This window comes from Allobosea psychrotolerans, from assembly GCF_002917105.1.
GTDB lineage: Bacteria > Pseudomonadota > Alphaproteobacteria > Rhizobiales > Beijerinckiaceae > Allobosea > Allobosea psychrotolerans.
The window spans coordinates 19,441-43,914 of sequence record NZ_PQFZ01000005.1 but is presented as its reverse complement, the minus strand read 5'-3'; the positions used below and the strand labels follow the sequence as shown (position 1 = coordinate 43,914).

Sequence of the window (24,474 nt, the reverse complement as noted above, 5' to 3'; positions counted from 1 at the left end):
TCAGGCGCTGTCGGTAATGCTGGGGGCCGCGCCGTCGCAAGCGGAGGCGCAGGGGGCGCTCGGGATCAGGCCGGCGGGCGAGGGGGATGTCTCCCAGCTCGCCTCTGCCCCGCCGGTCGCCGGGGCCTGGGGCGGCAGGGTCGGCGCGGCGCTGTCTGGGCTGTTCACAGGGTCGGCGTCGGTGTTCACGAGGTACAGCTTCGGGCGCGGCACTTTCGCTCGCCTCAGCTGCGAACGGCGCAATGCAAATGACAGTTTCGAACGGCGCCCCATTGGCGATTCGATAGGGCGCTTCTGACGCCTTCTCCTTGATAGAGATCAAAATCCCGCGGCCGCGTTGTCCCCGGTGCTGCCTGTCTGCGCCCTCGTCGCGGCCCCCGCGCCTGTCCGCTCCCCGCCCCACCTTCCCGGGTGTCCCATGCTCCCCGGCCGCCGCGCCGGCGCGCCTTGGCGCGCCGCCCTCGGCGCCTGCGCGCGCCGCAACGGCGGCATGGGCGCGCCCTGGAACGACGTCTCCCCTGTGCAGAAAGGTAACTGCCGATGACCGCGAAGAACTTCGCCGCCTGCATGAAACACGTCCTGATCTTCGAGGGCGGCAGGGTCGACGACCCGCATGATCCCGGCGGCCGCACCAACCAGGGCGTGATCCAGCGCGTCTATGACGGCTGGCGGGAGCGCAACGGCAAGCCCCGACAGGATGTCTACAGGATGACGGTGCCGGAGCGCGACGCGATCTATCGCGAGGGCTACTGGAACCAGATCAGGGGCGATGAGCTTCCGCCGGGCATCGACATCGTCGTCTTCGACGGGGCCGTGAATTCGGGCCCGCAGCAATCGGTCAAATGGCTGCAGCGCGCGCTCGGGGTGGCGCGGATCGACGGTGTCGTCGGCCCCGCTACCCTGGCTGCCATCGATGCGCATCCTGACCATGACGCGTTGGTCGCAGCCATGTGCGAGCGCCGCCTGGCCTTCCTCAGGGCGCTCAGGAGCTGGGCGCGCTTCGGCAAGGGCTGGTCCTCTCGCGTCGGGCAGGTCCGCAGGATCGGGCAGGCCTGGGCGGCCGGCGCAAACGATGACGGCAGGGGCGTCGCCCTGACGGGGGCGGGCGCCAAGGCGCCGATCGAGAACGCCAGCCCGTTGCCGGCCAGGGCGCCGGCCGACGCCGCCAGCGGGGCGGGCATCGCGTCGGGCGGCATCGCCGGAACGCTCCAGTCGACCAAAGACAGCTTGGAGCCGCTGGCCGGGAGCTCGCGCGTCATCGACTATCTGATCGTCGGCCTCGCGCTCCTCTGCGCTGCCCTGGTCATCGGGGGGCTCGGCTACCGCTGGTACGCCGCAAGGCGCGCATCTGACATGGCCGATGCGCTCGATCTGCCCGCGGGAGTGGCGGCATGACCAGGCTCTGCCTCTATCTCGCGCTCGGCGCCGCAGCCGTGCTCGCGCTCGCCGGGGCATGGCATCAGGCCAAGCAGAGCGGCCGCGACGCCGCGCGCGCCGAGCAAGCGGACATCATCGCAAGGAAGCTGAACGATGCAACGATGGCTGACGATGCCCATGCTCGCTGTCTCGCTGACCCTGCTTGCCGGCTGTCAAACGACGGGTTCCGGCGTGACTGAGGTCTGCGCGGTGTGGAAGCCTGTGCTGTGGTCTTCCAGGGACACGCCCGAGACCATCGACGGCGTCAAGGGCAACAATGCCCGCCGCGCCGCCTGGTGCCGGACATGAGCGCCGGCGACATGCCGGCGCCCAGGCGGAAAGCCTGCGCGCCGTGCCGGGGGCCATGTCGATGACGACCGAAGCCCGGAACTATGATCGCCGGCTCGGCAAGGTCGAGACGGATATCCAGCTGCTCGGCGCGAGTCTCGAGAACCTCGGCCAGGATCTCAAGAGCTTTCGAAGGGAATGGTCGGAAAAGGCCGAGGAGGACCGCGCCGCCTATAAATCCGCCCGCCTGACCATGCCGCAGATCGTCGGCATGATCGGCACGGCGGTGGTGGTGACCTCGGTGCTGTTCGGCGGCCTGATCTTTCTCGTCAACGGCCAGATCGCCACGGTGCGGCTGGATCTCGCCTCGCAGCTTGCGCAGGTGGCGCTCTCGGTGCGCGGGCAGGGCGATGCCATCACCGCGCTGAACACGGCCCAGCAGCAGGCGCAGCGCGACATGGCGGCCGACCGCGTCAAGCTCGGCCTGGTCGAGCAGAGCGCGGCCATGAACAGCCGCTTCATCGACCAGGCGCAGGGTTTCGATGCGGTGATGGCCCGGCATGAGGAGCGCATCCGCTCGCAGGACGAGCGGATGCGGGCGCTGGAGCAGCTGCTGCGCGAATTGGCGGCGCGACGGCCCGCCCCGCCCTGAGCGGAAGGCGGGCCTTCAGGCCAGATCGCCGGAGGGCACCTGGCTCGAGATCGTGCGGAGACCTCGGGTTTTACTTCGGCGGAGCCTGATTTTGAATTCCGGGGAACGTAATCGGCCTGGAAAGGTTGCTCACCAGGAGGTTCATCATGTTTTCCAATAGAACTCCCCGTGATCTGGCAGGCTCGGCACCGGTCAGATCTGTCTTGACCGGTGAACTGATCTCGAACGTCTCCGAGGAATTTCGCCACGAGCGCGAAGTGGAGTTTCTCTGCTCGCTTTCGCCCGATTGCCTGGAAGATATCCTGACCGGATTCGGGCGCAGAGCAAGCCACCGCAGCATCACGGCAATCAGGGGGCCGGCCGAGGTCAGGTACCTGCGAAGCCAGATCAACCTGTTCCGGATTCGCAGCGATGCGGTTCCCGCGCTCATCCGATGAGCCTCGCCAATCAGGCCGCCGCTCCCTCGGGAGCGGCGGGCTTTTTTTCATTGCGACGAGGCACTTGCGGCACGCGTCGCGGCTCCTAAATTTCCCTCGGGGTTGTCAATCCGGGGGAAGGAGAATGCCCTTTTCGTCGCTGAGAGATCCATCCGACCTGGCCCGAGCCTGCGCGGTGATGGAGGCCGTGTGGAACGAACTCAAGGATGCCATCCCTGAGCCGGAGCGCGATGGCGAACGCACGAGGCTTGCCTATCTGGTCGCGAACCTGGCGCCATTGGCGCTCGATGAGGATGACCTCAAGAAGAACGTTCTGCACCAGTTCGGGCTGCGCGCCTCGCAGAGCAGCGGCGCCTAGGCGGATCTGCTCGCAGGGCCTCAGCCCGCTCGGCGAGCGCAGACCGCGCAATCGGTTTGTTCCCAACCACTGGCCGAGTTCCGAAAGGGCACGGCCTTTTCGCGCCTAGGGGAACGTAAATGCGCGTCGACGCGCGAGTTCCGGAACCCGATCAGCGGAGAGGCGTTCGTTCGCAGAGGAGGAGCGCACATGCCCGCCAAAACCAAGAACGATGCGACAGCCGGTCAACCCCGCCGCGCAAGCGATAGCCGGCCCCGTCCAGGTTCCGGTACCCCTTCGTCTGATCGCAGTGGAACGAGCGACGCCAAAGTCGGAACCGCCCCGAAAGGCGATCCGAAACCGTCGAGCTCGCCCAGCGCTCTCGATCCGGGACGCAAGGTCAAGGGCGAGCCCTGAGTCGCGCTACCGGAGCCGCGGGATGGGCAAGGGAATTTAATGGCGGCTGCGCCAGCGCGCGGCAGCGGTCATCTGTCTGGGTGGCCGGTATCGTCTTGCGCCTCACGCCAACCTGACGTGAGGCCGGACTTTGGGCTGGTTACCCGCCAGAGGATCGCGACGAACAGGGTCACCATAAACGGCACCGCGGCGATAATCACAAAGCTCGTCCACCTCGCCATGTCAGCCCTCGCAGCGCGACAGAAACTTTCCGGTCGCCATGACCTCGAATTCGCAGTCATCGACGGAGCGCACTGGCGAACCGTCATCGAGGCGATAGGTGGTGACGCCGATCTCGTCGTTGAGGACGATGACGGTATAGCGGTTGCCGTCTTCGTCCTGGCAGCGCTCGCGATAGACCTCGCGCGGGATCCGCCAGCCCGAACGCTTCTGGTGCTCTGTCCACAGCATCGCCAAACCTCCGCAACTCACCTTCGGCCAAACTATCGCGAGCGAGCACTTGTTCCACCGGGAACGAAGCCTCGCTGCGGAGGTTTGCGATTCGGATGCGTGGAGGGCCGGTTGAGTGTGTGCGCGTAGCGTTCTCCGCCTGGGTCTCACCGATCCTGCCGGCGGAGATCGCCTTCTGCGGCTGGACCAAAGACGGAATTCTCCGGCACGCCTCCTGTAAGGGGCTATGAGAGGAGGCCGATGCGGAGGATGTGTTCCGGTTGGATGTGTCGTGAGGGACGGCGTCATCCCGCGGCCGTTTTCGTCTCAGCCGCGCTTCCTGATTTCGGCCAGCCGCTGGATATGCGCCCGCAGCGCCACGACCGCCGCCTCGCCGCGAACGCCTTTGATCCCGCGCGCGTCGCGGTCGGTCGATCCGGTCACGCCGTCCAGCATCGCGTTGCGCGCAGGCAGCGGCAGGCTGAGCAGATAGGCGACCTCGCATTCGAGCCGCCATTCCTCGGACCATGTCGAAACCTCGCGGCCGGCGAGATCGGACCAGGTGAATGATGGGGCAGGCATCGGCACAGGCGAATCTCCTCGAGGACGGGAGACCCTACCTCCTGCGCGCCGGTTGAGCATCAGGCGATCAGCCTGTTGATGGCCTTCGCGCGGCGCCCGCGCGACTGCACCGGGTCGAGCCATCGCGCCGGTCACGAAGCATCACCGGCGACGCTTGCGCGGCGGTCGGGGGGCGGGGTCCGCAATGAGGGAAGGAAACGCGGCGTCGGGCCGCGAGGATCCCCCCATTCCATGCAACGTCTGTTGGGCAGGGCTTTCTCAGCCGGCCTTCTCTTCCATGGCCTCGCGCTGCTTGATGAGTTCATCCAGCAAGGATTGCTGTTCCTCGATTCGAGACGCCAATAGCTCTTCAGAGGCGGCGCCAGCCACGCCGGTTGCTTGCGCGGTCAAATCGGCGATGCTCTTGCGCAGGATCGCAATGCGATCGTCCAGCTCACTCTTAGACATATCCAGCTTCATCCTTTTTCAGGCCACGTGCGACGATCTCGAGCGTACCGTCCGGGAGAGGACGCTGAAGCCCCCTCGCAAGTTCCCATGGGGCCGTCATCCAGGTCTCGCATTCCTCCGGCGTCGTCAGGATCGCCGGCATGGCCTTGGGATGGATCGCCTTGACCTCGGCATTCGGATCCGTGGTCAGGAAGGCAAAGAGATCGGCCTTCACCTCACCCTCCTTGATCTTCCGCACGCTTCGCCACTGCGGTGTCCACACACCGGCGAAGAACGCGAGCGGGCGATCCTCCCCGAGCGCGAACCAGATGTCGCCACCAGCGTCCTTGTTGAATTCGGAGAAGGACGTGAACGGCACCAGGCAGCGACGCTCGACCCCCAGAAATTTCTGCCAGTGCGCGTATTTCGTATCCCGGATGTTCGTGTTGCCCGTGCTCGGCTCCATGCGGAGCATCTGAGCCATGTCGACGGCCTTGCCCTTCGCCGCGAGTTTGTCTGCCCGCAGCGTCGCGGCTTTCTCGATGACGAAGAATGGAGACGGCATGCCCCAACGCGTCATGGCGAGGTGCGGGCCGTTCTCTTCATTGCGGATGATCGGGGCCTCATAGTCCGGGAAGATCCCCGGCTGCGGCGGCAGGTTGGTCTCCGGCGCGTCGAATTTTGCGAAGAGCTTGCGCATCGCGTCGACGCTCTTCGTCATGCTGTAGAGGTTGCACATGAGCTTAGCCTTTCACAGCATAGTAGAGATGCCACAGCCAAGACGTGCGGGTTTCGACTTTGGATAGACAGGTCGGGTCTTGAATCGCGGGCACGTATTCCATCGGGCACATCCCGAGCGCAGCGGCATAGCGTTGATTCTCAACCGACACGAGGCGAGCGGAAAGGAAAACGACGACCGCCAAGAGGAGCAGGACCACGGCATTTTTCACCGCCTAGTCCTATCCATTGTCGCTTGCCCCCACTCGTCGTCGCTGCTGGCTTGGAGAATGTTCGGCCGGCAGCATGTCCGCCTTGCCTCCCTCGATCAAGCTGAGGCCGGTCAGCGCCGGCGGGAGATCAGGCGGCGACGTGCGGCCAAGATCAGGCAGATAAGCACCGCAGTGATGTCCGTATTTTTGCGGCTTGCGCGCCGGATTGGAAGGATCATAGGGACAGCCCGAGACGAACACCGTCAGCAGCCGCAGCAGGCTTGCATGCTTGCCGAATTGTGCGGCACAGGCCGCAAGCCGCGCCCGGCCACCGCGCTCACAGAAATGGCAACTGAACCGGATCACCACCCAAGGGTACTGCATCAAGGTCGTGTCGAGGGATGGTGGAACGACGGACGGCTCCGCCCCGGCTGGTTTCATCATACATCTCGAAGACGAGAACATAGAGAGAACAGATGCGATCAAAAAGTCAAGCCTTGGGAGGCAATGCCCGCCGCTCCTGTGACAAGGACGGTCGAGAGTTGCGCTCGCTGACGGCCGAACATGACGAGGCATTCGGCGTCGACGCGCCCGAAGATGTGGCGCAGGCAGCGGATTTCGGGCGGTGCGAGCTGCAAAAACTGGCCGCGACGCCGCTGTTGAAATGCGATTGAACGGGGGAGAAATCCGCCGGCTTGTTGCGCGGAAATCCACCACAAAAGCCTTATCCGGCAATGAGGTGGATGGTGGGCGACACAGGGATCGAACCTGTGACCACTCCCGTGTGAAGGGAGTGCTCTACCGCTGAGCTAGTCGCCCGCACCGGCGCTTCTCCTAGTCGGCGCGCGCCGTGGCGTCAAGAATGAGACGCGTCAAGAATCCTTGGCGTCAAGAATGCACGCGTCAAGAATGCATGGGCACGCGGCCAAGCGCTTGCTGGCCGAAGAGCTGGCGCACCGCGTCGGGCAGGGCATCGAAATGCTGGATCACGAGATCGGGCGCCAGCGTCTCGATGGCGACGTCGGTATAGCCGAAGGGCACGCAGATGCAGGGAATTCCGGCGGCCTTGGCCGTGGCGATGTCGGTGCGCGAATCGCCGATCATCACGGCGCGTCCCGGATCGGCCCCGGCAGCCTCGATCGTCAGGGTCAGATGGCGCGGATCGGGCTTGTGGAAGGGAAAGCTGTCGCGTCCGGCGATGGCGGCGAAACGCCCGGTGATGCCGAAATGATCGAGGATCAGTCGCGTATGCAGGATCGGCTTGTTGGTGCAGACCGCGAGGGCATAGCCCTCGGAGGCAAGCGCATCCATCGCCTCCAGCACGCCGTCGAAGAGATGGCTGCTGGAGGCTGTGTCCTGCGCATAGATCAGCAGGAAGTCCTCGAACAGCCGCTCCAGCGTCGCCTCGTCGAGGGGGCGGCCGGAGACGCGAAAGCCGCGTTCGATCAGGGCCCGGGCCCCGGCGCCGACCAGTTCGCGGGCGCGATCGAGCGGCAGCGCCGCCAGGCCCTCGCGCACCAGGATGAGGTTGAGCGTGCGCATGATGTCGGGCGCGGTCTCGGCGAGCGTGCCGTCGAGATCGAACACGACGATGGCGGGCAGACTCATGGGCAGGGTCTTTCTGGGCGCAAGGATCGCGGGACGTATAGAGCCTCTTAGAGGCTGTTTGGACACTCCGCGAGCCCTCATCCTGAGGAGCCATTCCCTTGGGAATGGCGTCTCGAAGGATGCTCCAGGAGGCTCCGGAACCATCTGGAGCATCCTTCGAGACGCCGCTGACGCGGCTCCTCAGGATGAGGGCTCACATTTCCAAACGGTCTCTTAGCCCGCTTAAGGCCGCTTCGGAAAGGCTGCGGCGCCGCACTGATGCCGCTCTGTCGGCAAAAGCTGCAGCGATGGTGATATCGTCTCGCCGATTCGCTGGAAGGAATGCTGCGGTGTCGAACTCCCTGGAAAAGCTGATGCGCCTCGTGGCGGCCTCGAGCCTGTGCATCGCGGCGGCCGGCCCGGCCGTCGCCGCCCCCTTCGAATTCGCGCCGGCGCCGCAGACCGATCTCAACCGCGTCTACCGTATCGACAAGGCGACAGGCGAGGTCGGGGCCTGCCAGTTCCAGCTCAAGGAAGGTGGCGTCGGCATGACGATCTGCTTTGCGGCGGGCGAGGGGGCCGGGCCGCAGGCGCCCAGCGACTACCAGCTCGTGCCGTCGCGGCACGAGCGCGAGGGCGGCATCTTCCGGGTCAACATCCGCACCGGCGAAATGAGCATCTGCTACGTCTTCGACGACAAGGTGGTCTGCACCCCCCAGGCGAAATAACCCGCTATTTTTGGGCCTGCATTGAGCCGATGATATCGGCGCCATGCGGCATTGGCCGTCGGCATCTGCCGTCGCGCCATGCTAAACCAACGGCTCCCGTGATCTTCCCTCGAGATTTGTCATGCTCAAGCTCAACGACCCGTCGCTCCTGAAGTCGCAGTGCTATGTCGATGGCGCCTGGATCGGCGAGGGCGTCGACGCGGTCGACAACCCGGCGACGGGCGTGGTGCTGGCCAAGGTGCCGCGCTTCGGCGCAGCTGAGACGACGGCTGCCGTCGAGGCCGCCTCGCGCGCCTTCAAGCCCTGGGCGAAGAAGTCCGCCAAGGAGCGCTCCGTCATCCTGCGCAAATGGTTCGACCTGATCATGGCGAACCAGGAAGACCTCGCCCAGATCATGACCGCCGAACAGGGCAAGCCGATCACCGAAGCCCGCGGCGAGGTAGCCTATGCCGCCTCCTTCGTCGAGTTCTATGCGGAAGAGGCCAAGCGCATCTATGGCGAGACCATTCCCTCGCCCTTCCCGAATTCGCGCATCATCATCCAGAAGCAGCCCGTCGGCGTCTGCGCAGCGATCACGCCCTGGAACTTCCCGGCAGCGATGATCACGCGCAAATGCTCGCCCGGCCTTGCCGCCGGCTGCACCTTCGTGGTCAAGCCCGCGCCCGATACGCCGCTGACCGCACTCGCCTTGGCGGAGCTGGCGCAGCGAGCCGGCATTCCCGCGGGCGTGCTCAACATCGTCACCGGCGACGCCAAGGAGATCGGCGGCGTCATGACCTCGCACCCCGCCGTGCGCTTCATCGGCTTCACCGGCTCGACGCCGGTCGGCAAGCTCCTGATGCAGCAGGCCGCCTCGACGGTGAAGAAGGTCGGGCTGGAACTGGGCGGCAACGCGCCCTTCATCGTCTTCGACGACGCCGACATCGACGCCGCCGTGCAGGGCGCGATCGCCGCCAAGTACCGCAACATGGGCCAGACCTGCGTCTGCACCAACCGCCTCTTCGTCCAGGAGGGCGTCCATGACGAGTTCGTTGCGAAATTCGCCGGCGAGGTCGCCAAGATGAAGGTCGGCAACGGCGTCGAGGTCGGCGTCGTGCAGGGGCCGCTGATCAATGAGCGCGCGGTCGAGAAGGTCGAGCGCCACGTCGCCGACGCCGTCGCCCATGGCGCCAAGGTCGTCGTCGGCGGCAAGCGCCACGCGCTTGGCCGCACCTTCTACGAGCCGACCGTGCTGTCGGGCGTCACCACCAAGATGCTGGTGACCAATGAGGAGACATTCGGCCCGGTCGCCCCGGTCTATCGCTTCAAGACCGAGGATGAGGTCGTGGCGATGGCCAATGACACGCCCTTCGGGCTGGCCGCCTATTTCTACTCCAAGGATCTCGGCCGCGCCTTCCGCGTCGCCGAGGAGCTGGAATACGGCATGGTCGGCATCAACTCGGCCATGCTCGGCACCGAGGTCGCCCCCTTCGGCGGCGTCAAGGAATCCGGGCTCGGCCGCGAGGGCTCGCTCCATGGCATGGATGAGTTCGTCGAGATCAAATACATGCTGATGGGCGGGCTGGGCGTTTGACTGCCGATGACCTGAAGAAGCTGGCGGCGGCGCGTGCGCTCGAGCTCGTGCGCCCCGGCATGCGGCTTGGCCTGGGCACGGGCTCGACGGCGAAGCATTTCGTCGATCTGCTCGGCCAGCGCGTCGCTGCGGGGCTCGACGTGATCTGCGTCGCGACCTCGGAGGCGACGCAGGCGCAGGCGCTTGCGCTCGGCATCAGGATGTCGACTCTGGACGAGACGCCGGAGCTCGACCTCACGGTCGACGGCGCCGATGAGATCGATCCGCAATTGCGCCTGATCAAGGGCGGTGGCGCTGCGCATCTGCGCGAGAAGATCGTCGCGGCCGCGTCAGTGCGGATGATCGTCATTGCAGACGACAGCAAGCTGGTTGAAAAGCTTGGCCGCTTTCCACTGCCGATCGAAGTCGTGCCCTTCGGGCTGGCGGCGACGCGCCGCGCCGTGGCCGCAGCCATCGCCGGCAGCGGCTCTGCCGGAGAACTCGTGCTGCGCAAGCGGCCCGACGGCGCGACCGTTGTCACCGACAACGGCAACTACATCCTGGACGCTCATCTGGGGGCGATCGAGCAGCCCGAGGCTCTGGCGTTCGCGCTCGGACAGGTTCCCGGCGTCGTCGAGCATGGGCTCTTCATCGGCCTGGCGTCGGGCGCCATTCTTGCAGGCGCCGACGGCTTGCGCCTGCTCGGTGCGACCGGGTGATTCCCAATCGGTGCAAACCACGCTAAGGATCGCCCCGAAACCGAAACGGCCCGCCACGGCCGACGGCGCACCGGGCCGTTGTCCGGCCGCATGACGAAGGACCACTGCATGATCCGTCACTCTCTCGCCAGCGCGGCTCTCGGGCTCGCCCTGACCCTGTCGGCGCCGGTTTTCGCGCAGACCGCTGCCCCGGCTGCGGCTATCACGCCCAGCCACCTCCAGCTGGCACGCGAAGCCGCCGAGCTCACCGGCATCTCGGCATCGCTGGAGTCGATCTACACCGAGTTCAGCACGCGCACGAAGCAGCTCGTCGGCACGACCCGCCCTGAGCTCAAGAAGGACATGGACGCCGTCATCGACGCGCTGAAGCCGGAGGCTGACGCCAAGCGGGCCGAGATCATGGTCACGGCCTCGGAGATCTTCGCCCGGAAGATCAACGAAGCCGATCTCAAGGAGGTCGTCACCTTCTTCAAATCGCCGGTCGGCCAGCGCTACAATGCGGCACGCACCAGCGCGATCGATGAGATTTACGTGGTGCTGGAGCCCTGGAGCATCAACACCAGCAATTTCCTGTTCGACCGCTTCACCCAGGAAATGCGCAAGCGCGGCCACCAGATGTAAGCCCGGACCGCAAGCCGTCCAAAGAATCGAGAAACCCGGCTGCGCAGAACGCAGGCGGGTTTCTTTTTGAGAATGGTTTCCCCGGGGGGAGCTTCTCCGCCCTGCGCCGTCAGTCCTCCGAAGCCTTGAACCTGTTCAGCCCGCTCATCACGAAGGGCGCGATCAGGCCGATGAAGGCCAGGCCCAGCAGGATGGCGGAGCCGGGATTCTCAAGCAGGATCATCGGATCGCCCAAGCTGATCTGCAAGGCGCGCCTGAGCTGCGCCTCCGCCATCGGCCCCAGTATCAGCCCGACCACCATCGGCGCGACCGGATAATCGTAACGGCGCATCAGGAAGCCGAGGAAGCCGAAGACGAACAGCATCGAGAGCTCGACCACGGAAGCCTTGACCGCGAGCGTGCCCATCGCCGCGAAGACGAGGATGCCGGCATAGAGCCAAGGCTGTGGGATCGCCAGCAGGCGGACCCAGAGCCCGATCAGCGGCAGGTTGATGATCACCAGCATGGTGTTGGCGATGAAGAGCGAGGCGATCAGCCCCCAGACCAGGTCTGGCCGTTCGGCAAAGAGCAGCGGGCCGGGGTTGAGGCCATATTGCTGGAAGCCCGCCAGCATGATCGCCGCCGTCGCCGAAGTCGGCAGGCCCAGCGTCAGCAGCGGCACGAGCGTGCCTGCAGCCGAGGCGTTGTTGGCCGCTTCCGGCCCCGCCACGCCCTCGATCGCGCCATTGCCGAATTCGCCGGGATATTTGCAGAGCTTCCGCTCGGTCGAATAGCTCAGGAAGGTCGGCACTTCCGCGCCGCCTGCCGGCAATGCGCCGATCGGGAAGCCGAAGGCGGTGCCGCGCAGCCAGGGCGCCCAGGAGCGCTTCCAGTCTTCCTTCGTCATCCAGAGCGAGCCCTTGATCGGCACGATCTCTTCGGGGTCGCGGAAGCGCTTGGAGGCGACGTAGAGCGCCTCGCCGACCGCGAAGAGGCCGACCGCCAGCGTCGTCACCTCGATCCCGTCGAGCAGTTCGGGCACGCCGAAGGTCAGGCGCGCCTGGCCGGTCAATTTATCGATGCCGATCAGTCCGAGCGTCACGCCGATCGCGAGGCTGGTCAGCCCGCGCAAGGGCGAGTCGCCGAAGGTCGCCGAGACCGTGACGAAGGCCAGGATCATCAGGCCGAAATAATCCCACGGCCCGAACTTGACTGCGATGTCGACGAGCCAGGGCGCGAGGAAGGCCAGGCCCAGCGTCGCGATCGTGCCCGCGACGAAGGAGCCGATTGCGGCGGTTGCGAGCGCCGGCCCGCCGCGCCCGGCCTTGGCCATCTTCGAGCCTTCGAGCGCGGTTGCAAGCGAGGCGCTCTCGCCCGGCGCGTTGATCAGGATCGCCGTGGTCGAGCCGCCATACATGCCGCCGTAATAGATGCCGGCGAACATGATCATCGAGCCGGCGGGGTCGAGCTTGAAGGTGACCGGCAGGAGCAGCGCGACCGTCAGGGCCGGCCCGATGCCCGGCAGCACGCCGACGGCGGTGCCGAGAAACACGCCGACGAGGGCAAAGAGCAGCTTGGAGGGTTCGAGCGCGACGGAGAAGCCGTGCATCAGTGAGGCGAAGGTATCCATTGTCCGAGGCCTCTCAGAACAGGTTTTCGAGGGGGCCGGACGGCAGCGTCAGCTGCAGCAGCTTCGAGAACAGCAGGAAGATCGACAGGCCCAGCACGGTGCCGATCCCGAAATCGATCGCCAGCGCCTGACGTCCGAAGGAGCGGGCGGTGCAGGAGAACACGATCGCGGTCGCAATGATGAAGCCGCCGCCGAGCCCGATGCAGGCGATCAGGCCGATCAGCCCGCCGGCCAGCCAGAGGATGGCGTTGCTGTCGACCGCTTCCGGCTTGGGCAGGCCTTCGCGGAAGGCGACGACGACATGCGACAGACCCAGAATGGCCAGTACGGTGCTGACCAGATAGGGCATGGCCGTGGGGCCGAGGCCGTAGGTCGAGACGATGGTCTGCGAGCGGGCGTCGTAGAACACGAGTGCCGCAGCGATGAGCAGCAGGGCCGCGACGACGAGGGCAGGCCAGTCGACCCGGCTTCTGGTGACATCCTGGTTCATTCCAACCCTCTTTGCCTCGCGGCTTCGCCGGTTGATCCGGCGTTGATCCGTAAACAAAGGGGCCGCTTGCACGGCCCCTTCGTCAAGTGGTTTTGCAGGCGAGCCTTACTTTACCAGGCCGACATCCTTGAGCACCTTGGTGACGCGGGCGTCCTCGTCCTTCAGGAAGGTCTCGAAGGCGGCGCCGCCGAGATAGGCGTCATCCCAGCCGCGCGCCTTGAGGATCTCGGCCCATTCCTTGGTCTTGACCATCTTCTCGATCGCGTCCGAGAGAACCTTGCGCTGCTCGGGCGTGATGCCGGCCGGAGCCATCACCGAGCGCCAGTTCAGCACTTCGAGATTGACGCCGCCCTCTTTCAGCGTCGGCGCGTCGGGAGCGTTGGGCAGGCGCGCGCCGGAGCTGACGCCGATCACGCGCAGCTTGCCGGCCTTGATCTGCCCTTCGAACTCGCCATAGCCGGAGATGCCGGCCGTGACGCGCCCGCCCAGCATCGCAGCCAGTGCCTCGCCGCCGCCCGAGAACGGGATGTAGTTGACCTTGGTCGCGTCGGCGCCGACGGCGCCGGCGAAGAGCGCCGCCATGATGTGGTCGACGCCGCCGGCCGAGCCGCCGGCCCAGGTCACCTTGGCCGGATCGGCCTTGACGCGGTCAGCCAGGTCCTTGGCGTTCTTGATCGGCGAGTCCGTCGGCACGACGATGACCTCGGCCTCGGCGGTGATCCGCGCGATCGGCGTGATCTGCGACAGGTTCACCGGCGACTTGTTCAGCAGGATGGCGCCGACCATGACGAAGCCGTTGACCATCAGCTGCGAGCCGTCGCCCTTGGCGCTGTTGACGAACTGGGCAAGCCCGATCGTGCCGCCGGCGCCGTTGACGTTGGTTACCTGCACGCTCTTGGCGATGCCCGACGCCGTCAGCGCCTGCTGCATCGAGCGGGCGGTTCCGTCCCAGCCGCCGCCGGGCGCGGCTGGCGCCATGATCTTCAGTTCGAGCTGGGCGAAAGCGGCCGTCGACAGGCCAGCCAAGGCCACGGCAGTGACGGCGCCGCGCTTCAGAATGGATCTCAGCATGGGTTTCCTCCGCTCGCGGGTTTCCCGCAGATTTTATCTGGAACGATCCGCAGTGACACTTTGACGCTTCAAGCGTCAATTGCGTGTGATTGCATAATCTAATGTCATGAAACATCGCGCCTGGCCATTGAGAATGGCCTGTCGCCGCGGCATCCATCGGTGTCGAGTTTGCTGCCGCAAGCCCCGGATCACGGCGCGTTCGGACAGAATGGCTCAGGTGCTGGAAACGTGACGGATTCCAAGAGCTTAGATCATTTTTCATGCGAAAAGCCGGCCCGCACTTTTCGCGCGATGCTTAGAGGCTGTCATGAACCATGGGGCGGATGTGACGAGGTCAAAACGGCGGAGATGGGAGGAGTATTGCGCAGCCGATACCATCAGTATCGGCAAGCGGTGCGACGCTGCAGCTACGTCGTTTTGACCTCACCCGCAGGGCGCGGCGCTTTTGCGCGACTGCGGCGTCGTTCTTCCTGGCAAACCGGAAGGCTTGCGTCCTCGAACTCCTGGCACTCGCAAAAGCGCCGGCGTCAAATCGACCCCATGGTTCATGACAGCCTCTAGGCGGGCCAGCCATGATCGCGTAATCGCTTGCCGATGAGCCGATCGACCTTGTCCCCGACATCACAAGCGTCCGCGCTGCAAGAGCCCGCGCCGCAAGAGCCCGCGACGAAGGAGTCTGCGCCACTCGGCCATGCCGCGTTGGCCCTGAACATCGCCAGTGCGATGCTGATCATGCTCCCGCCGGCGATGTGGGCGGCCAATCGCTCCGCGCCGCTGCTGCTCTCGCTTGCAGCGCTGGCGGTGCTTGCCGCCGATGCCTTGGCCGGCCGGCTGTCGGAGCGGCTGATGCAGGCGCGCGCGCTCCTGCTGCGGCCGCTGGCCTTGGCGCTGCTCGGCTTCCTGGCCTGGGCCCTGGTGACGCTGCTGTGGAGCCATCTCCCGCGCGCCGGGCTTGCCATGTATGGCGAGCTCGTCCTGTCGCTGGCGTCTGGCTTCGTCGTCGCCCTGTGCTGGCCGCAGACGGCGCCCGCGCGCGCCAGGCGGGCGCTGGGCTGGTCGCTGGCACTCACCGGCATCCTGGTCCTGGGCGAATTGCGCCTCGGCCCGGGCCTGCGTGACGCTCTGGGGCTCCGGAGCCAGCTCTATATCTTCAATCGGCCGCTCCTGACCTGCCTGCTTCTGCTGGCTCCGGCGGTCTACGGCCTTTGGACTGCCCCCGGGGGAGGGCGCGGCAGCCGGGCGCTTGCCGGACTGGTGGCCGTCTTCGTCACCGCCGCGATCATGGCCGGCGAGAGCGGTGCGGCCAAGCTTGGGCTGATGCTGATGGCGGCAAGCTGGCTCGTCGCGCTGGCCTTGCCGCGCCTGGCGCTGGCCGGCGTGGCGGTCGCCTTCGTCGCCATGATGGCGATCGCTCCCGTGCTCGGCCCGCTCGCCGACCGCGTCCTGCCGGCCGGCGTCTACGAGCAGCTTGCCCGCGCCCATGCGCGCGACCGCGTCGAGATCTGGCTCAGCTTCGGCGAGGCGATCAGGGCGCGCCCGCTGACCGGCTTCGGCTTCGGAACCTCGGCCGCCTTGCGCACGCACCCGGCCGCGGCCGCGGTCTCCGAGCCGCACCGCCTGCTGCTCGATGTCGGCCATCCCCATAACGCCTTCCTGCAGGTCTGGGTCGAGACCGGCCTGATCGGCGTCCTGCTGATCTCGGCTGCGGGGCTGGCATTCCTGGGGCGGCTGCGCCATATGCCGGCCCGGGCTCTCGCCCCGCGCCTTGCGGTCGTCGCCGCGGCGCTGGGCGTGGCCTCGGTCGGCCATGGCGCCTGGCAGGGCTGGTGGATCGCGGCGCTGGGTGCAACGGCGATCTGGTTCATGAGCATCGGGCGAAACGATGCCAGCCGAAATGTCGCGGAGACAAGCCGATGAGTGAATTCGACGTCGATCTTTTCGTCATCGGGGCAGGTTCCGGCGGCACCCGCGCCGCCCGCATCGCGTCCGGCCACGGCGCCAAGGTGATGATCGCGGAGGAGGACCGCATCGGCGGCACCTGCGTCATTCGTGGCTGCGTGCCCAAGAAGCTCTTCGTCTATGCCAGCCGGTTTGCCGAGGACTTCGAGGACGCCGCCGGCTTCGGCTGGAGCGTCCCCAAGCCGAGCTTCGACTGGCCGACCTTGCGCGATGCCGTGGCTAATGAGGTCACGCGGCTGTCGGGCCTCTATCGCAAGGGCCTGGAGGGCGCCAAGGTCGCGATCCGCGAGGAGCGCGCCCTGGTCGAGGGCCCCCACAGCCTGCGCCTGGCCAAGAGCGGCGAGACCATCCGCGCCCGCCACATCCTGGTCGCGACCGGCGGCTATCCCGCTTTCGATCCGCCGATCCCAGGCGGCGAACTCGGCATCTCCTCGAACGAGGTCTTCCATCTGCCGAGCCTGCCCAAGCGCATGCTGGTCGTCGGCGGCGGTTATATCGCGCTCGAATTCGCCAGCGTCTTCACGCGGCTCGGCGTGGCGGTCACGCTGCTGCATCGCGGCGACAACATCCTGCGCGGCTTCGACGAGGACATCCGCACCCGCCTGCGCGACGCGCTGGCGCATGCCGGCATCACGCTGCGGCTGGGCTGCACCATCGATCGCCTCGAATTGCTGCCGGATGGCGTGCGCCGCGCCCATTGCGCCAAGGGCGGCCCGATCGACGCCGAGGTGGTGCTGGTCGCGACCGGCCGCCGGCCCAATACGGTCGGGCTCGGGCTGGAAACCGCCGGGGTCAAGCTCGGCCCCGTCGGCGAGATTATGGTCGATGAGAATTCCGCCTCCAGCGTGCCATCGATCCACGCCGTCGGCGACGTCACCAATCGCGTCAACCTGACCCCGGTGGCGATCCGGGAGGGGCACGCCTTTGCGGATACGCTCTTCGGCGGCAAGCCCTGGCACATGGACCACAACCTCGTGGCCTCGGCGGTCTTCACCACGCCGGAGATCGGCACGGTCGGCTTGACCGAGAACCAGGCCTTTGCCGCCGGCTATGAGCTGCGCGTCTTCGAATCGGCTTTTCGGCCGATGAAGGCGACGATCTCAGGCCGGCAGGAGCGCATCTACATGAAGCTCCTGGTCGATGCGAAGACGGACAGGATGCTCGGCGTCCACATCCTCGGCCATGACGCCGGCGAGATCATCCAGGCCGTCGCCATCGCGGTGACGATGGGCGCGACCAAGGCCGATTTCGACCGCACCATCGCGCTGCATCCCAGTGCTGCCGAAGAGCTCGTGACGATGCGGACGGCACGGGCAGGGTAGGGCTCGAGCCGGATGATTTCAGATGGGCTCACGACGTGATGCCATCCGAAATCTGAATCCGTCTCTCATGAAAAGTGAGAGCAGGATGCGAAAAACCGGTGCCCACTTCGCTTGGAAACGCTCTGGCTAGGGCAGCAGGGGTACGCCGAGCGATTGGGCCACAGTGGCCAAATCCCGGACGCGCGTCGCCAGTGTTGCGCCCATGCGCAGAGCCAGTTCCAGATAGGCTGCGTCATAAGTCGTCAGGCGATGCGCGCGAGCGAGATTTTGCGTCTCGCGCCAGGCGCGGCCCGCCGTCTCCGCATCCGTGATCAGCGCCAATTGGCAGAGCAGTTCCAGGCGCTCGGAGACTGCGGCGGCGCTGAGGCGGCCCTTCCGCTCGGCCTGCAACAGGGTGTTGCCGATGTCCAGCGCGAACAGGCCGGGCACGATCGCTCCGCTGTGGCGAACCCGTTCCGCGATCGCATCGCTCTGCGGGGACGCACTGCCGTGACGATGGGGGCGGCGCGGGCACAAGCCTGCTTGGAACCTCCAGCCCTCATCCTGCGGAGCCGCGCAGCGGCGTCTCGAAGGATGCTCCAGATGGTTCCGGAGCCTCCTGGAGCATCCTTCGAGACGCCATTCCTGCCGGAACGGCTCCTCAGGATGAGGGCTCGGAAGACTTCCGAACGGGCTCGAAACCCGCGCTATCCGCCGCCTGCCGCGCGCTATTTGCTCAGCCCCTTCCTGGCGAGCCAGTCCTGGATCAACTGGGCGACCTCCAGATTGTTCTTGTCGAGCATCATCATGTGGGAGTTTCCCTTGATGCCCACAGTCGGGAGATTGACGACGTCGACCGAGCCGCCGGCGGCCTTGATCTTGTCGCCGAAATCGGTTCCCGCCTTGCGGATCGCCGGCCAGCGCGCATCCTGCTCGACATAGTCGCCATAGACCATCAGCACGGGGATGTTCTTCAGGAGGTTGGCCTTGGCGGGGTCGCCCAGGCCTGCCGGCTCGACCGCGATCAGCGCCTTGACCTTGTCGGGGCGCGCCTGCGCCACCTTGAAGCCGAACTGCCCGGCCTGGCTGTGGAAGGCGATCACGCAGGGACAGACCTTGTCGACCTCGGCGATATAGGCGTCGATGATCATCTGGTCGGTGGAGGTCCAGCGCGGCACGATCTGCTTGACGAAATTGTCGTAGCCATCGGCCGGGAACTGGCTGCCGGCGAGATATTTCCGCTTGGCGGGATCGGCATTGTAGCTGCCCGCGCCATCGCCGATGCGGAAGCGCTCGAACGGGTTCGCCGTGGTCAGGAAGACGGGTTCTCCTGGGATGACGTCGGGATACATCGCCCAGCCCGAGCGGCCGCGCTCGACCGCGTCGGAGTTGTAGACCGCCCAGCCCTTGCGCAGGAAGAACTCCAGCCAGCCCTGCCGCCCGTCCGGCGTCGTCTCGTAATTGACGCCGGTCATGCCGCCGCCATGCCAGAGCAGGAGCGGGGCGGCGCCGCGCTCGTCCTGCGGCAAGAAATACTGCACATACATCTGGCCGGTCTGGTAGGTGCCGTTGGGATCGACCTTGGCCGGAACGCCGCCGGGCGTGAACGTCACCTCCTTGACCGGTCGACCCGAAATCTCGACCAGTTTGCCGCCGACATGGAACGAGCCCATGCCGCGCAGCGAGAGTGGCTCCTCTGCGAACGCCGCGGAGAGTGTGGCGGCGAAAAATGCGCCCGCCATTACCAAGCAACGAAAGCCCATCTGCGTTTCCCTGACAGTTTCTGTTTCTATCGTGGGGCCGACGCTAAGAGGCGGCTGCTGGAAGTCAACGGCGAGACATCACCCGGACCGAAGCGATCGCTCATGGCGCAGCCGAGCTTGCGCAAAATCCGGCCCTGCCTGGCGTGACTCAAGACCAGAGCGCGTTGAATCGCCATCTCAGCGACTTGAATCAGCGTCTCAAAGGCCGGATTCAGCATGCGAGCCGAGCGCGCCATCACGTTGCGATGATTCACGGTTTGCTTTTGGTCGGCGGGGCGGCCTTGGCCTTTCCGCGGCATGCGGCTTCGCCATGGTGGTCAGCCCGCGATGATGGGTGTATAGGCCCCGCTTCGCGCTGAGATGAGGTTAACAGCCGCGCGATCGCAAGCAGGAGCAAGACAAATGTCGGAGCGTTGGACGCCCGAGAGCTGGAGGGCCAAGCCCGTTCAGCAGATGCCGGAATACCCGGATCAGGCAGCCTTGAAGGCAGTTGAGCAGCAGCTCGCCGGCTTTCCGCCGCTCGTTTTTGCGGGTGAGGCGCGCAAGTTGAAGAAGGCTCTCGCGAAAGTCGCAAGCGGCGAGGCCTTCCTGCTCCAGGGCGGAGATTGTGCGGAAAGCTTCGCCGAGCACTCCGCCGACAATATTCGCGATTTCTTCCGGCTCTTCCTGCAGATGGCGGTGGTGCTGACCTTCGCCGGCGGTTCGCCGGTGGTGAAGGTCGGGCGCGTCGCCGGCCAGTTCGCCAAGCCGCGTTCGGCTGGAACGGAGACGATCGGCGGCGTCGAACTGCCGAGCTACAAGGGCGACATCGTCAACGACATCGAGTTCACGCCGGAGGCGCGCATTCCCGATCCGCGCCGCCAGCTCGAGGCTTATCGCCAGTCTGCGGCGACGCTGAACCTGATCCGCGCCTTCGCGACCGGCGGCTACGCCAATCTCGACAATGCGCATCGCTGGATGCTCGGCTTCGTCAAGGATGCGCCGGCCTCGTCCCGCTACAACGAGGTGGCCGAGCGCATCACCGAGTCGCTCGACTTCATGCGCGCCATCGGTATCGATCCCGAGACGCATCCCGAGATGCGCACGACGGATTTCTACACCAGCCATGAGGCGCTGCTGCTCGGCTACGAGCAGGCGATGACCCGCGTCGATTCCACCACCGGCGACTGGTACGACACGTCGGGCCACATGGTCTGGATCGGCGATCGCACGCGCCAGCTCGACCATGCCCATGTCGAGTTCTTCCGCGGCATCCGCAATCCGATCGGCCTGAAATGCGGGCCGTCCATGACCGTCGACGGCTTGATGAAGCTGATCGATGTCCTGGATCCGCAGAATCAGCCGGGCCGTCTGACGCTGATCGCCCGCTTCGGCGCCGACAAGGTCTTCGACAACCTGCCGGCCCTGGTGCGCGCCACCAAGCGGGAAGGGCGCAATGTCGTCTGGTCCTGCGACCCGATGCACGGCAACACGGTCAAGGCGGCGAGCGGCTACAAGACGCGGCCCTTCGACCTGATCCTGACCGAGGTGAAGAACTTCTTCGCCGTCCACCAGGCCGAGGGCACCCATGCCGGCGGCCTGCATCTGGAGATGACCGGCAAGAACGTCACCGAATGCACCGGCGGCGCACGCGGCATGACCGATGCGGACCTCAACGACCGCTACCATACGGTCTGCGACCCGCGCCTCAATGCCGAGCAGGCGCTGGAGCTGGCCTTCCTCGTCGCCGAACTGGTCAAGCGCGAGCGTTCGGGCCGGGTGCGCCCGGAGGTCGAGGCGGCGGAATAAAGGTCGCTTCGAGGTCGTCAAGAAAAGCAAAGGGCCGGGCGAAAAGCCCGGCCCTTTTTTTGTCGGTAGCCTTGGAGCGAGCGTCAGAACTTCAAGCCGGCCGCGACCCGGGCTGTATTGATCGTCGTCGTGGTACCTTCGACATCTGCGAAGCGGATCAACTGATACTCGGCTCGAACGAAGAGATTGTCGGTGAGCGCCATGTCAATGCCGCCGCCGACGGCCAGGCCGAAGCCGTAGACATCGTTCTTGGTCGCGCCAACGCGGAGCGGGTAGCCGCTGGCGACGACATTGTTCTGAATCGCGCCGGTGACGGTGTCGGTCCGGGTAAAGCGCCAGGTCGCATCAATGGTCGATGTCGTATCGAAGCGCCCGACGACACCGCCGATCGTCGCGAATGGCATGATACGACCATAGGCCCAGCCCATGCGCAGGCGGGCGGTCGCGTAGTCGTGCAGTTTCGCACCCTGATTTGAACTCAGTGAAAAGTCGTTGACTGTGCCATCTGATGTTATAAAGCGCCGCGCGATGTAGTCATTCACGCTATAGCTATGCCCGGAGCGGGTATAATCGGCCTCGAAGCCCAGCATCGCATCGCCGAACAGATAATTATAGCCTGTAAATCCAAAAAAAGTCGCTCCACTGTCGCGTTTGGACGGCAGGTCGGAAACCAGTGCCCCCATGTCGACCTCATTACCCAGCGTGGTGTTGCGGAAGGCGAAGCGCGCCAGATCCTGCATGGTGCCGCTACCGGGTTGGAACTTGGTATCGGATACGCCAGCGCCTCCGCCGAAGTAGAAGCCCGACCAGTTGAAGGTCCCGGAGTCGAAATCGCGCGGCGGTGTATCCTCGGTCTGCTGCGACCCGCGCAGGACCGGGTAGTCCGCGGCCGAAGCGGCCCGGTCCACGACCAGAACGAGGCCGGCTGCCGCGACGCCGGTGAGGATAAGGGAGCGGATGCGCATGAGACTTCTCCAAGCCGGTCGACCATCGTCACTGTCCGACACGTCACTATTCATGCCCGATTAACCCTAACGGGCAGTTAAGCTCGCGCCACACGCATTGCTGGCTCTGGGGCGCCGCGCTACAGGCAAGGTCATGACTGCGACCTCCCTTCGTCTTGCGCTTGCGCAACTCAACCCGACCATCGGCGACATCTGCGGCAATGCCGACAAGGTCCGCGCCGCCCGCCGCATTGCAGGCGATGCCGGCGCCGAGCTCCTGATGCTGCCGGAGCTCTTCCTCTGCGGCTATCCGCCGGAGGACCTGGTGCTGAAGCCGGCCTTCCAGGATGCCTGCCGCAAGGCCTGCGAGGCGCTCGCGCGCGAGACCGGGGATGGCGGTCCCGCCGTGCTCCTGGGCCTGCCCTGGGCCGAGGGCGGCAAGCTCTACAATGCCTATGCGCTGCTCGATGGCGGCCTGATCCAGTCGGTGCGCTTCAAGGTGGCGCTGCCCGATTACGGCGTCTTCGACGATTCCCGCGTGTTCTCGCCCGGCCCGCTGCCCGGGCCGGTGGTGTTCCGCGACAAGGTTCGGCTGGGCCTGCCGATCTGCGAGGATATCTGGAGCGAGGAGGTGGTCGAGTGCCTGGCCGAGACCGGGGCCGAGATCCTGCTTGCGCCGAACGGCTCGCCCTATCGCCGCGATGTCGGCGACGAGCGCATGAATGTCGCGGTCGCGCGTGTGGTCGAATCCGGCCTGCCGCTGGTCTATCTCAATCAGCTCGGCGGTCAGGACGAGCTCGTCTTCGACGGCGCCTCCTTCGTGCTCGCGGCCGACAGGACGCTGGCGCATCAATTGCCGGCCTTCCGCGAGGCGGTCGTCGTCACCGACTGGGCGCGCGAGGCCGGGCAATGGCGTGCCCAGCCGGGCGAGATCGCAGCGATCGAGAGCGGTGACGAGGCGGATTACGCGGCTTGCGTGCTGGGCTTGCGCGATTATGTCGGCAAGAGCGGGTTCCGCGGCGTCGTGCTCGGCCTCTCCGGTGGCCTCGATTCCGCGCTTTGTGCCGCGATCGCCGTCGATGCGCTCGGGCCCGGGCGCGTCACGTGCGTGATGATGCCCTCCCGCTTCACCGCGCAGCAGAGCCTGGACGATGCCAAGGCCTGCGCGAAGGCGCTGGGCGTCCGCTACGAGACGTTGCCGATCGCGGCGCCGGTCGCAGGCTTCGAGGCGGCGCTGGCCGGGCTCTTCGCGGGCACGCAACCCGATGTCACGGAGGAGAACCTGCAGAGCCGGGCGCGCGGCACGCTCCTGATGGCGCTCTCCAACAAGTTCGGCTGGATGCTGGTGACGACCGGCAACAAATCCGAGATGTCCTGCGGCTACGCCACGCTCTATGGCGACATGAATGGCGGCTTCAACCCGATCAAGGACGTCTACAAGACGCAGGCCTTCCGCCTTGCGCAGCTGCGCAACCATTGGCAGCCGGCGGGTGCGCTTGGCCGCGATGGCGTCGTCATTCCCGAGAGCATCATGGCCCGGCCGCCCAGCGCCGAACTGCGCGAGGGCCAGACCGACCAGGATGCGCTGCCGCCTTATGAGGTGCTCGACGCCATCCTCGCCTGCCTGATCGAGCGCGAGATGCGCGTCGCCGACATTGTTGCGCTCGGCCATGAGCGTGAAACCGTCCTGGCGGTCGAGCGCCTGCTGCATCGTGCCGAATACAAGCGCCGCCAGGCCGCGCCGGGCGTGAAGGTCACGGGCCGCAATCTCGGCCGCGACCGGCGCTATCCGATCGTCAACGCTTTCAGCGACGGAGGCGAGGGCGCCTATGAGCCTGACGCGACGCTGGTGAAGGGCGTGGGTCGGCCGGGCGGGGAGAGTTTCGACTTTTAGTGCTGCGCGTTAGGCGCATGCCGCTGCGAATTCGCCTCCAGGAATTCGACGACCCGCTGGTCGTGCACGGCAATCTGGTCCGTCAGACCGAAGAGCTGCTGTTTCAGCGGATGTTCGAGCGCCTGCGCTCGTGTCAGTAAACGGCCGAGAGTCGAGTCGTGCCAAGGCGATTCCGCAGCGTCGATCAGGCCGACATTGTTTATGCCGGCGACCGTCCACATCCGGAAGGTGAAGCAGACCCGCTGATCCGGCATCGCATCGTCGCCCCAACTACCGAAGATCGCAATGCCGTCGATCCAGAAATGCTTCGGACCGTCCGAGAACATGAGGTTGTAGACGGCGAACGCGCTACCCTCACGATAAACAAAGCGGGCTAGGCGCGTCGTCCGTGACCCGCAGCAGCCACAGGTCGAGAATCGCGGATCCTCGAATTCAATCTCGTCCATGAGATCCTGCCAGCTCCCTCTTCCGGATATTATTGCTGCGCTTGTTCGTTCGGGCAATGCAGGGCGGTTCTGTCCAGCCGCAACCGCGC

At 65.9% G+C, this 24,474-nt stretch carries 27 protein-coding genes and 1 tRNA gene; 14 read left to right on the top strand and 14 right to left on the bottom strand.

The window, feature by feature from the left end; translation table 11 throughout:
• Positions 1–540 precede the first annotated feature (540 nt).
• The 5 genes from CYD53_RS10310 (at position 541) to CYD53_RS10290 (ending at position 3,151) form a co-directional block, all read left to right on the top strand.
• Positions 541–1,395, top strand: a complete 855-nt coding sequence (locus tag CYD53_RS10310; RefSeq protein WP_103718012.1) for a glycoside hydrolase family 108 protein — start codon at positions 541–543, stop codon at positions 1,393–1,395.
• A gap of 153 nt (positions 1,396–1,548) precedes the next feature.
• A complete protein-coding gene (locus tag CYD53_RS30215; protein WP_181011798.1) occupies positions 1,549–1,725 on the top strand; it encodes a hypothetical protein in 177 nt (58 codons plus the stop codon).
• Positions 1,726–1,786: 61 nt separating this feature from the next.
• Positions 1,787–2,356, top strand: a complete 570-nt coding sequence (locus CYD53_RS10300; RefSeq protein ID WP_146055880.1) for a hypothetical protein — start codon at positions 1,787–1,789, stop codon at positions 2,354–2,356.
• A 146-nt stretch (positions 2,357–2,502) separates the two neighbouring features.
• Entirely contained in the window at positions 2,503–2,793 is a 291-nt protein-coding gene (locus tag CYD53_RS10295; protein WP_146055879.1) for a DUF7696 family protein, read from the top strand.
• A gap of 175 nt (positions 2,794–2,968) precedes the next feature.
• Entirely contained in the window at positions 2,969–3,151 is a 183-nt protein-coding gene (locus CYD53_RS10290; RefSeq protein WP_146055878.1) for a hypothetical protein, read from the top strand.
• A 618-nt stretch (positions 3,152–3,769) separates the two neighbouring features.
• Here the strand turns inward: CYD53_RS10290 and CYD53_RS10285 are convergent.
• From CYD53_RS10285 to CYD53_RS10260, 5 genes are all read right to left on the bottom strand, one after another.
• On the bottom strand, positions 3,770–3,997 hold the full coding sequence (locus tag CYD53_RS10285; RefSeq protein WP_103718007.1) for a hypothetical protein: 228 nt from the start codon (positions 3,995–3,997) through the stop codon (positions 3,770–3,772).
• Positions 3,998–4,303: 306 nt separating this feature from the next.
• On the bottom strand, positions 4,304–4,558 hold the full coding sequence (locus CYD53_RS10280) for a DUF7696 family protein (RefSeq protein WP_103718006.1): 255 nt from the start codon (positions 4,556–4,558) through the stop codon (positions 4,304–4,306).
• Positions 4,559–4,816: 258 nt separating this feature from the next.
• Positions 4,817–5,017: a hypothetical protein gene (locus tag CYD53_RS10275; RefSeq protein ID WP_103718005.1), complete on the bottom strand. Its 201-nt coding sequence runs from the start codon at positions 5,015–5,017 to the stop codon at positions 4,817–4,819.
• A complete protein-coding gene (locus CYD53_RS10270; RefSeq protein WP_103718004.1) occupies positions 4,998–5,723 on the bottom strand; it encodes an SOS response-associated peptidase in 726 nt (241 codons plus the stop codon). Before CYD53_RS10270 ends, CYD53_RS10275 begins: the two co-directional genes overlap by 20 nt.
• Positions 5,724–5,943: 220 nt before the next feature.
• Positions 5,944–6,354 (bottom strand): hypothetical protein, encoded by a 411-nt coding sequence (locus tag CYD53_RS10260; RefSeq protein WP_146055877.1) that lies wholly within the window; start codon positions 6,352–6,354, stop codon positions 5,944–5,946.
• Between the two features lie 101 nt (positions 6,355–6,455).
• Here CYD53_RS10260 and CYD53_RS30860 point away from each other — a divergent pair, with 101 nt between their 5' ends.
• Positions 6,456–6,587, top strand: coding sequence for a hypothetical protein (locus CYD53_RS30860; protein ID WP_281261256.1), 132 nt, complete (start codon positions 6,456–6,458; stop codon positions 6,585–6,587).
• Positions 6,588–6,657: 70 nt separating this feature from the next.
• On the opposite strand, the gene CYD53_RS10255 is transcribed toward CYD53_RS30860, so the two are convergent.
• Both CYD53_RS10255 and gph read right to left on the bottom strand, forming a co-directional pair.
• A tRNA-Val gene (locus CYD53_RS10255) sits at positions 6,658–6,732 on the bottom strand.
• A gap of 84 nt (positions 6,733–6,816) precedes the next feature.
• On the bottom strand, positions 6,817–7,521 hold the full coding sequence (gene gph, locus CYD53_RS10250) for a phosphoglycolate phosphatase (RefSeq protein WP_103718001.1): 705 nt from the start codon (positions 7,519–7,521) through the stop codon (positions 6,817–6,819).
• Between the two features lie 353 nt (positions 7,522–7,874).
• Here gph and CYD53_RS10245 point away from each other — a divergent pair, with 353 nt between their 5' ends.
• From CYD53_RS10245 to CYD53_RS10230, 4 genes are all read left to right on the top strand, one after another.
• Complete coding sequence (locus tag CYD53_RS10245) at positions 7,875–8,228, top strand: hypothetical protein (RefSeq protein WP_103718000.1); 354 nt, start codon at positions 7,875–7,877, stop codon at positions 8,226–8,228.
• A 121-nt stretch (positions 8,229–8,349) separates the two neighbouring features.
• Positions 8,350–9,801 carry an NAD-dependent succinate-semialdehyde dehydrogenase gene (locus CYD53_RS10240; RefSeq protein ID WP_103717999.1) on the top strand — a complete coding sequence of 484 codons (1,452 nt, stop codon included), beginning with the start codon at positions 8,350–8,352 and terminating at the stop codon, positions 9,799–9,801.
• Positions 9,798–10,499 (top strand): ribose-5-phosphate isomerase RpiA, encoded by a 702-nt coding sequence (gene rpiA / locus CYD53_RS10235; RefSeq protein WP_103717998.1) that lies wholly within the window; start codon positions 9,798–9,800, stop codon positions 10,497–10,499. Before CYD53_RS10240 ends, rpiA begins: the two co-directional genes overlap by 4 nt.
• Before the next feature lie 108 nt (positions 10,500–10,607).
• Positions 10,608–11,120, top strand: a complete 513-nt coding sequence (locus tag CYD53_RS10230) for a DUF2059 domain-containing protein (RefSeq protein ID WP_181011797.1) — start codon at positions 10,608–10,610, stop codon at positions 11,118–11,120.
• A 109-nt stretch (positions 11,121–11,229) separates the two neighbouring features.
• Here the strand turns inward: CYD53_RS10230 and CYD53_RS10225 are convergent, their stop codons facing one another.
• From CYD53_RS10225 to CYD53_RS10215, 3 genes are all read right to left on the bottom strand, one after another.
• Positions 11,230–12,729 carry a tripartite tricarboxylate transporter permease gene (locus CYD53_RS10225; RefSeq protein WP_103717996.1) on the bottom strand — a complete coding sequence of 500 codons (1,500 nt, stop codon included), beginning with the start codon at positions 12,727–12,729 and terminating at the stop codon, positions 11,230–11,232.
• Positions 12,730–12,742: 13 nt separating this feature from the next.
• Positions 12,743–13,219: a tripartite tricarboxylate transporter TctB family protein gene (locus CYD53_RS10220; protein WP_103717995.1), complete on the bottom strand. Its 477-nt coding sequence runs from the start codon at positions 13,217–13,219 to the stop codon at positions 12,743–12,745.
• 105 nt (positions 13,220–13,324) lie between these two features.
• Complete coding sequence (locus tag CYD53_RS10215) at positions 13,325–14,290, bottom strand: Bug family tripartite tricarboxylate transporter substrate binding protein (RefSeq protein WP_103717994.1); 966 nt, start codon at positions 14,288–14,290, stop codon at positions 13,325–13,327.
• 723 nt (positions 14,291–15,013) lie between these two features.
• Between CYD53_RS10215 and CYD53_RS10210 the strand changes: the two genes are divergently transcribed.
• Together CYD53_RS10210 and gor are read left to right on the top strand one after the other, a co-directional pair.
• The gene (locus CYD53_RS10210; protein ID WP_146055874.1) at positions 15,014–16,207 is read left to right on the top strand and encodes an O-antigen ligase family protein; all 1,194 of its coding nucleotides are present in this window, start codon (positions 15,014–15,016) and stop codon (positions 16,205–16,207) included.
• Positions 16,204–17,571 (top strand): glutathione-disulfide reductase, encoded by a 1,368-nt coding sequence (gene gor, locus CYD53_RS10205; protein ID WP_103717992.1) that lies wholly within the window; start codon positions 16,204–16,206, stop codon positions 17,569–17,571. Before CYD53_RS10210 ends, gor begins: the two co-directional genes overlap by 4 nt.
• A gap of 126 nt (positions 17,572–17,697) precedes the next feature.
• Here the strand turns inward: gor and CYD53_RS10200 are convergent, their stop codons facing one another.
• Complete coding sequence (locus tag CYD53_RS10200) at positions 17,698–18,000, bottom strand: type II toxin-antitoxin system VapC family toxin (protein ID WP_210202325.1); 303 nt, start codon at positions 17,998–18,000, stop codon at positions 17,698–17,700.
• 278 nt (positions 18,001–18,278) lie between these two features.
• A complete protein-coding gene (locus CYD53_RS10195) occupies positions 18,279–19,313 on the bottom strand; it encodes an alpha/beta hydrolase (RefSeq protein WP_245928179.1) in 1,035 nt (344 codons plus the stop codon).
• A gap of 402 nt (positions 19,314–19,715) precedes the next feature.
• Here CYD53_RS10195 and CYD53_RS10185 point away from each other — a divergent pair, with 402 nt between their 5' ends.
• Complete coding sequence (locus tag CYD53_RS10185; RefSeq protein WP_103717988.1) at positions 19,716–21,101, top strand: class II 3-deoxy-7-phosphoheptulonate synthase; 1,386 nt, start codon at positions 19,716–19,718, stop codon at positions 21,099–21,101.
• An 83-nt stretch (positions 21,102–21,184) separates the two neighbouring features.
• Here the strand turns inward: CYD53_RS10185 and CYD53_RS10180 are convergent, their stop codons facing one another.
• Positions 21,185–22,066, bottom strand: coding sequence for an outer membrane protein (locus tag CYD53_RS10180; protein ID WP_181011796.1), 882 nt, complete (start codon positions 22,064–22,066; stop codon positions 21,185–21,187).
• Between the two features lie 133 nt (positions 22,067–22,199).
• Here CYD53_RS10180 and CYD53_RS10175 point away from each other — a divergent pair, with 133 nt between their 5' ends.
• Positions 22,200–23,939 carry an NAD+ synthase gene (locus tag CYD53_RS10175; RefSeq protein WP_103717986.1) on the top strand — a complete coding sequence of 580 codons (1,740 nt, stop codon included), beginning with the start codon at positions 22,200–22,202 and terminating at the stop codon, positions 23,937–23,939.
• Here CYD53_RS10175 and CYD53_RS10170 read toward each other — a convergent pair.
• Positions 23,936–24,385, bottom strand: coding sequence for a hypothetical protein (locus tag CYD53_RS10170; RefSeq protein ID WP_181011795.1), 450 nt, complete (start codon positions 24,383–24,385; stop codon positions 23,936–23,938). The genes CYD53_RS10175 and CYD53_RS10170 overlap by 4 nt on opposite strands.
• Positions 24,386–24,474: the final 89 nt, after the last annotated feature.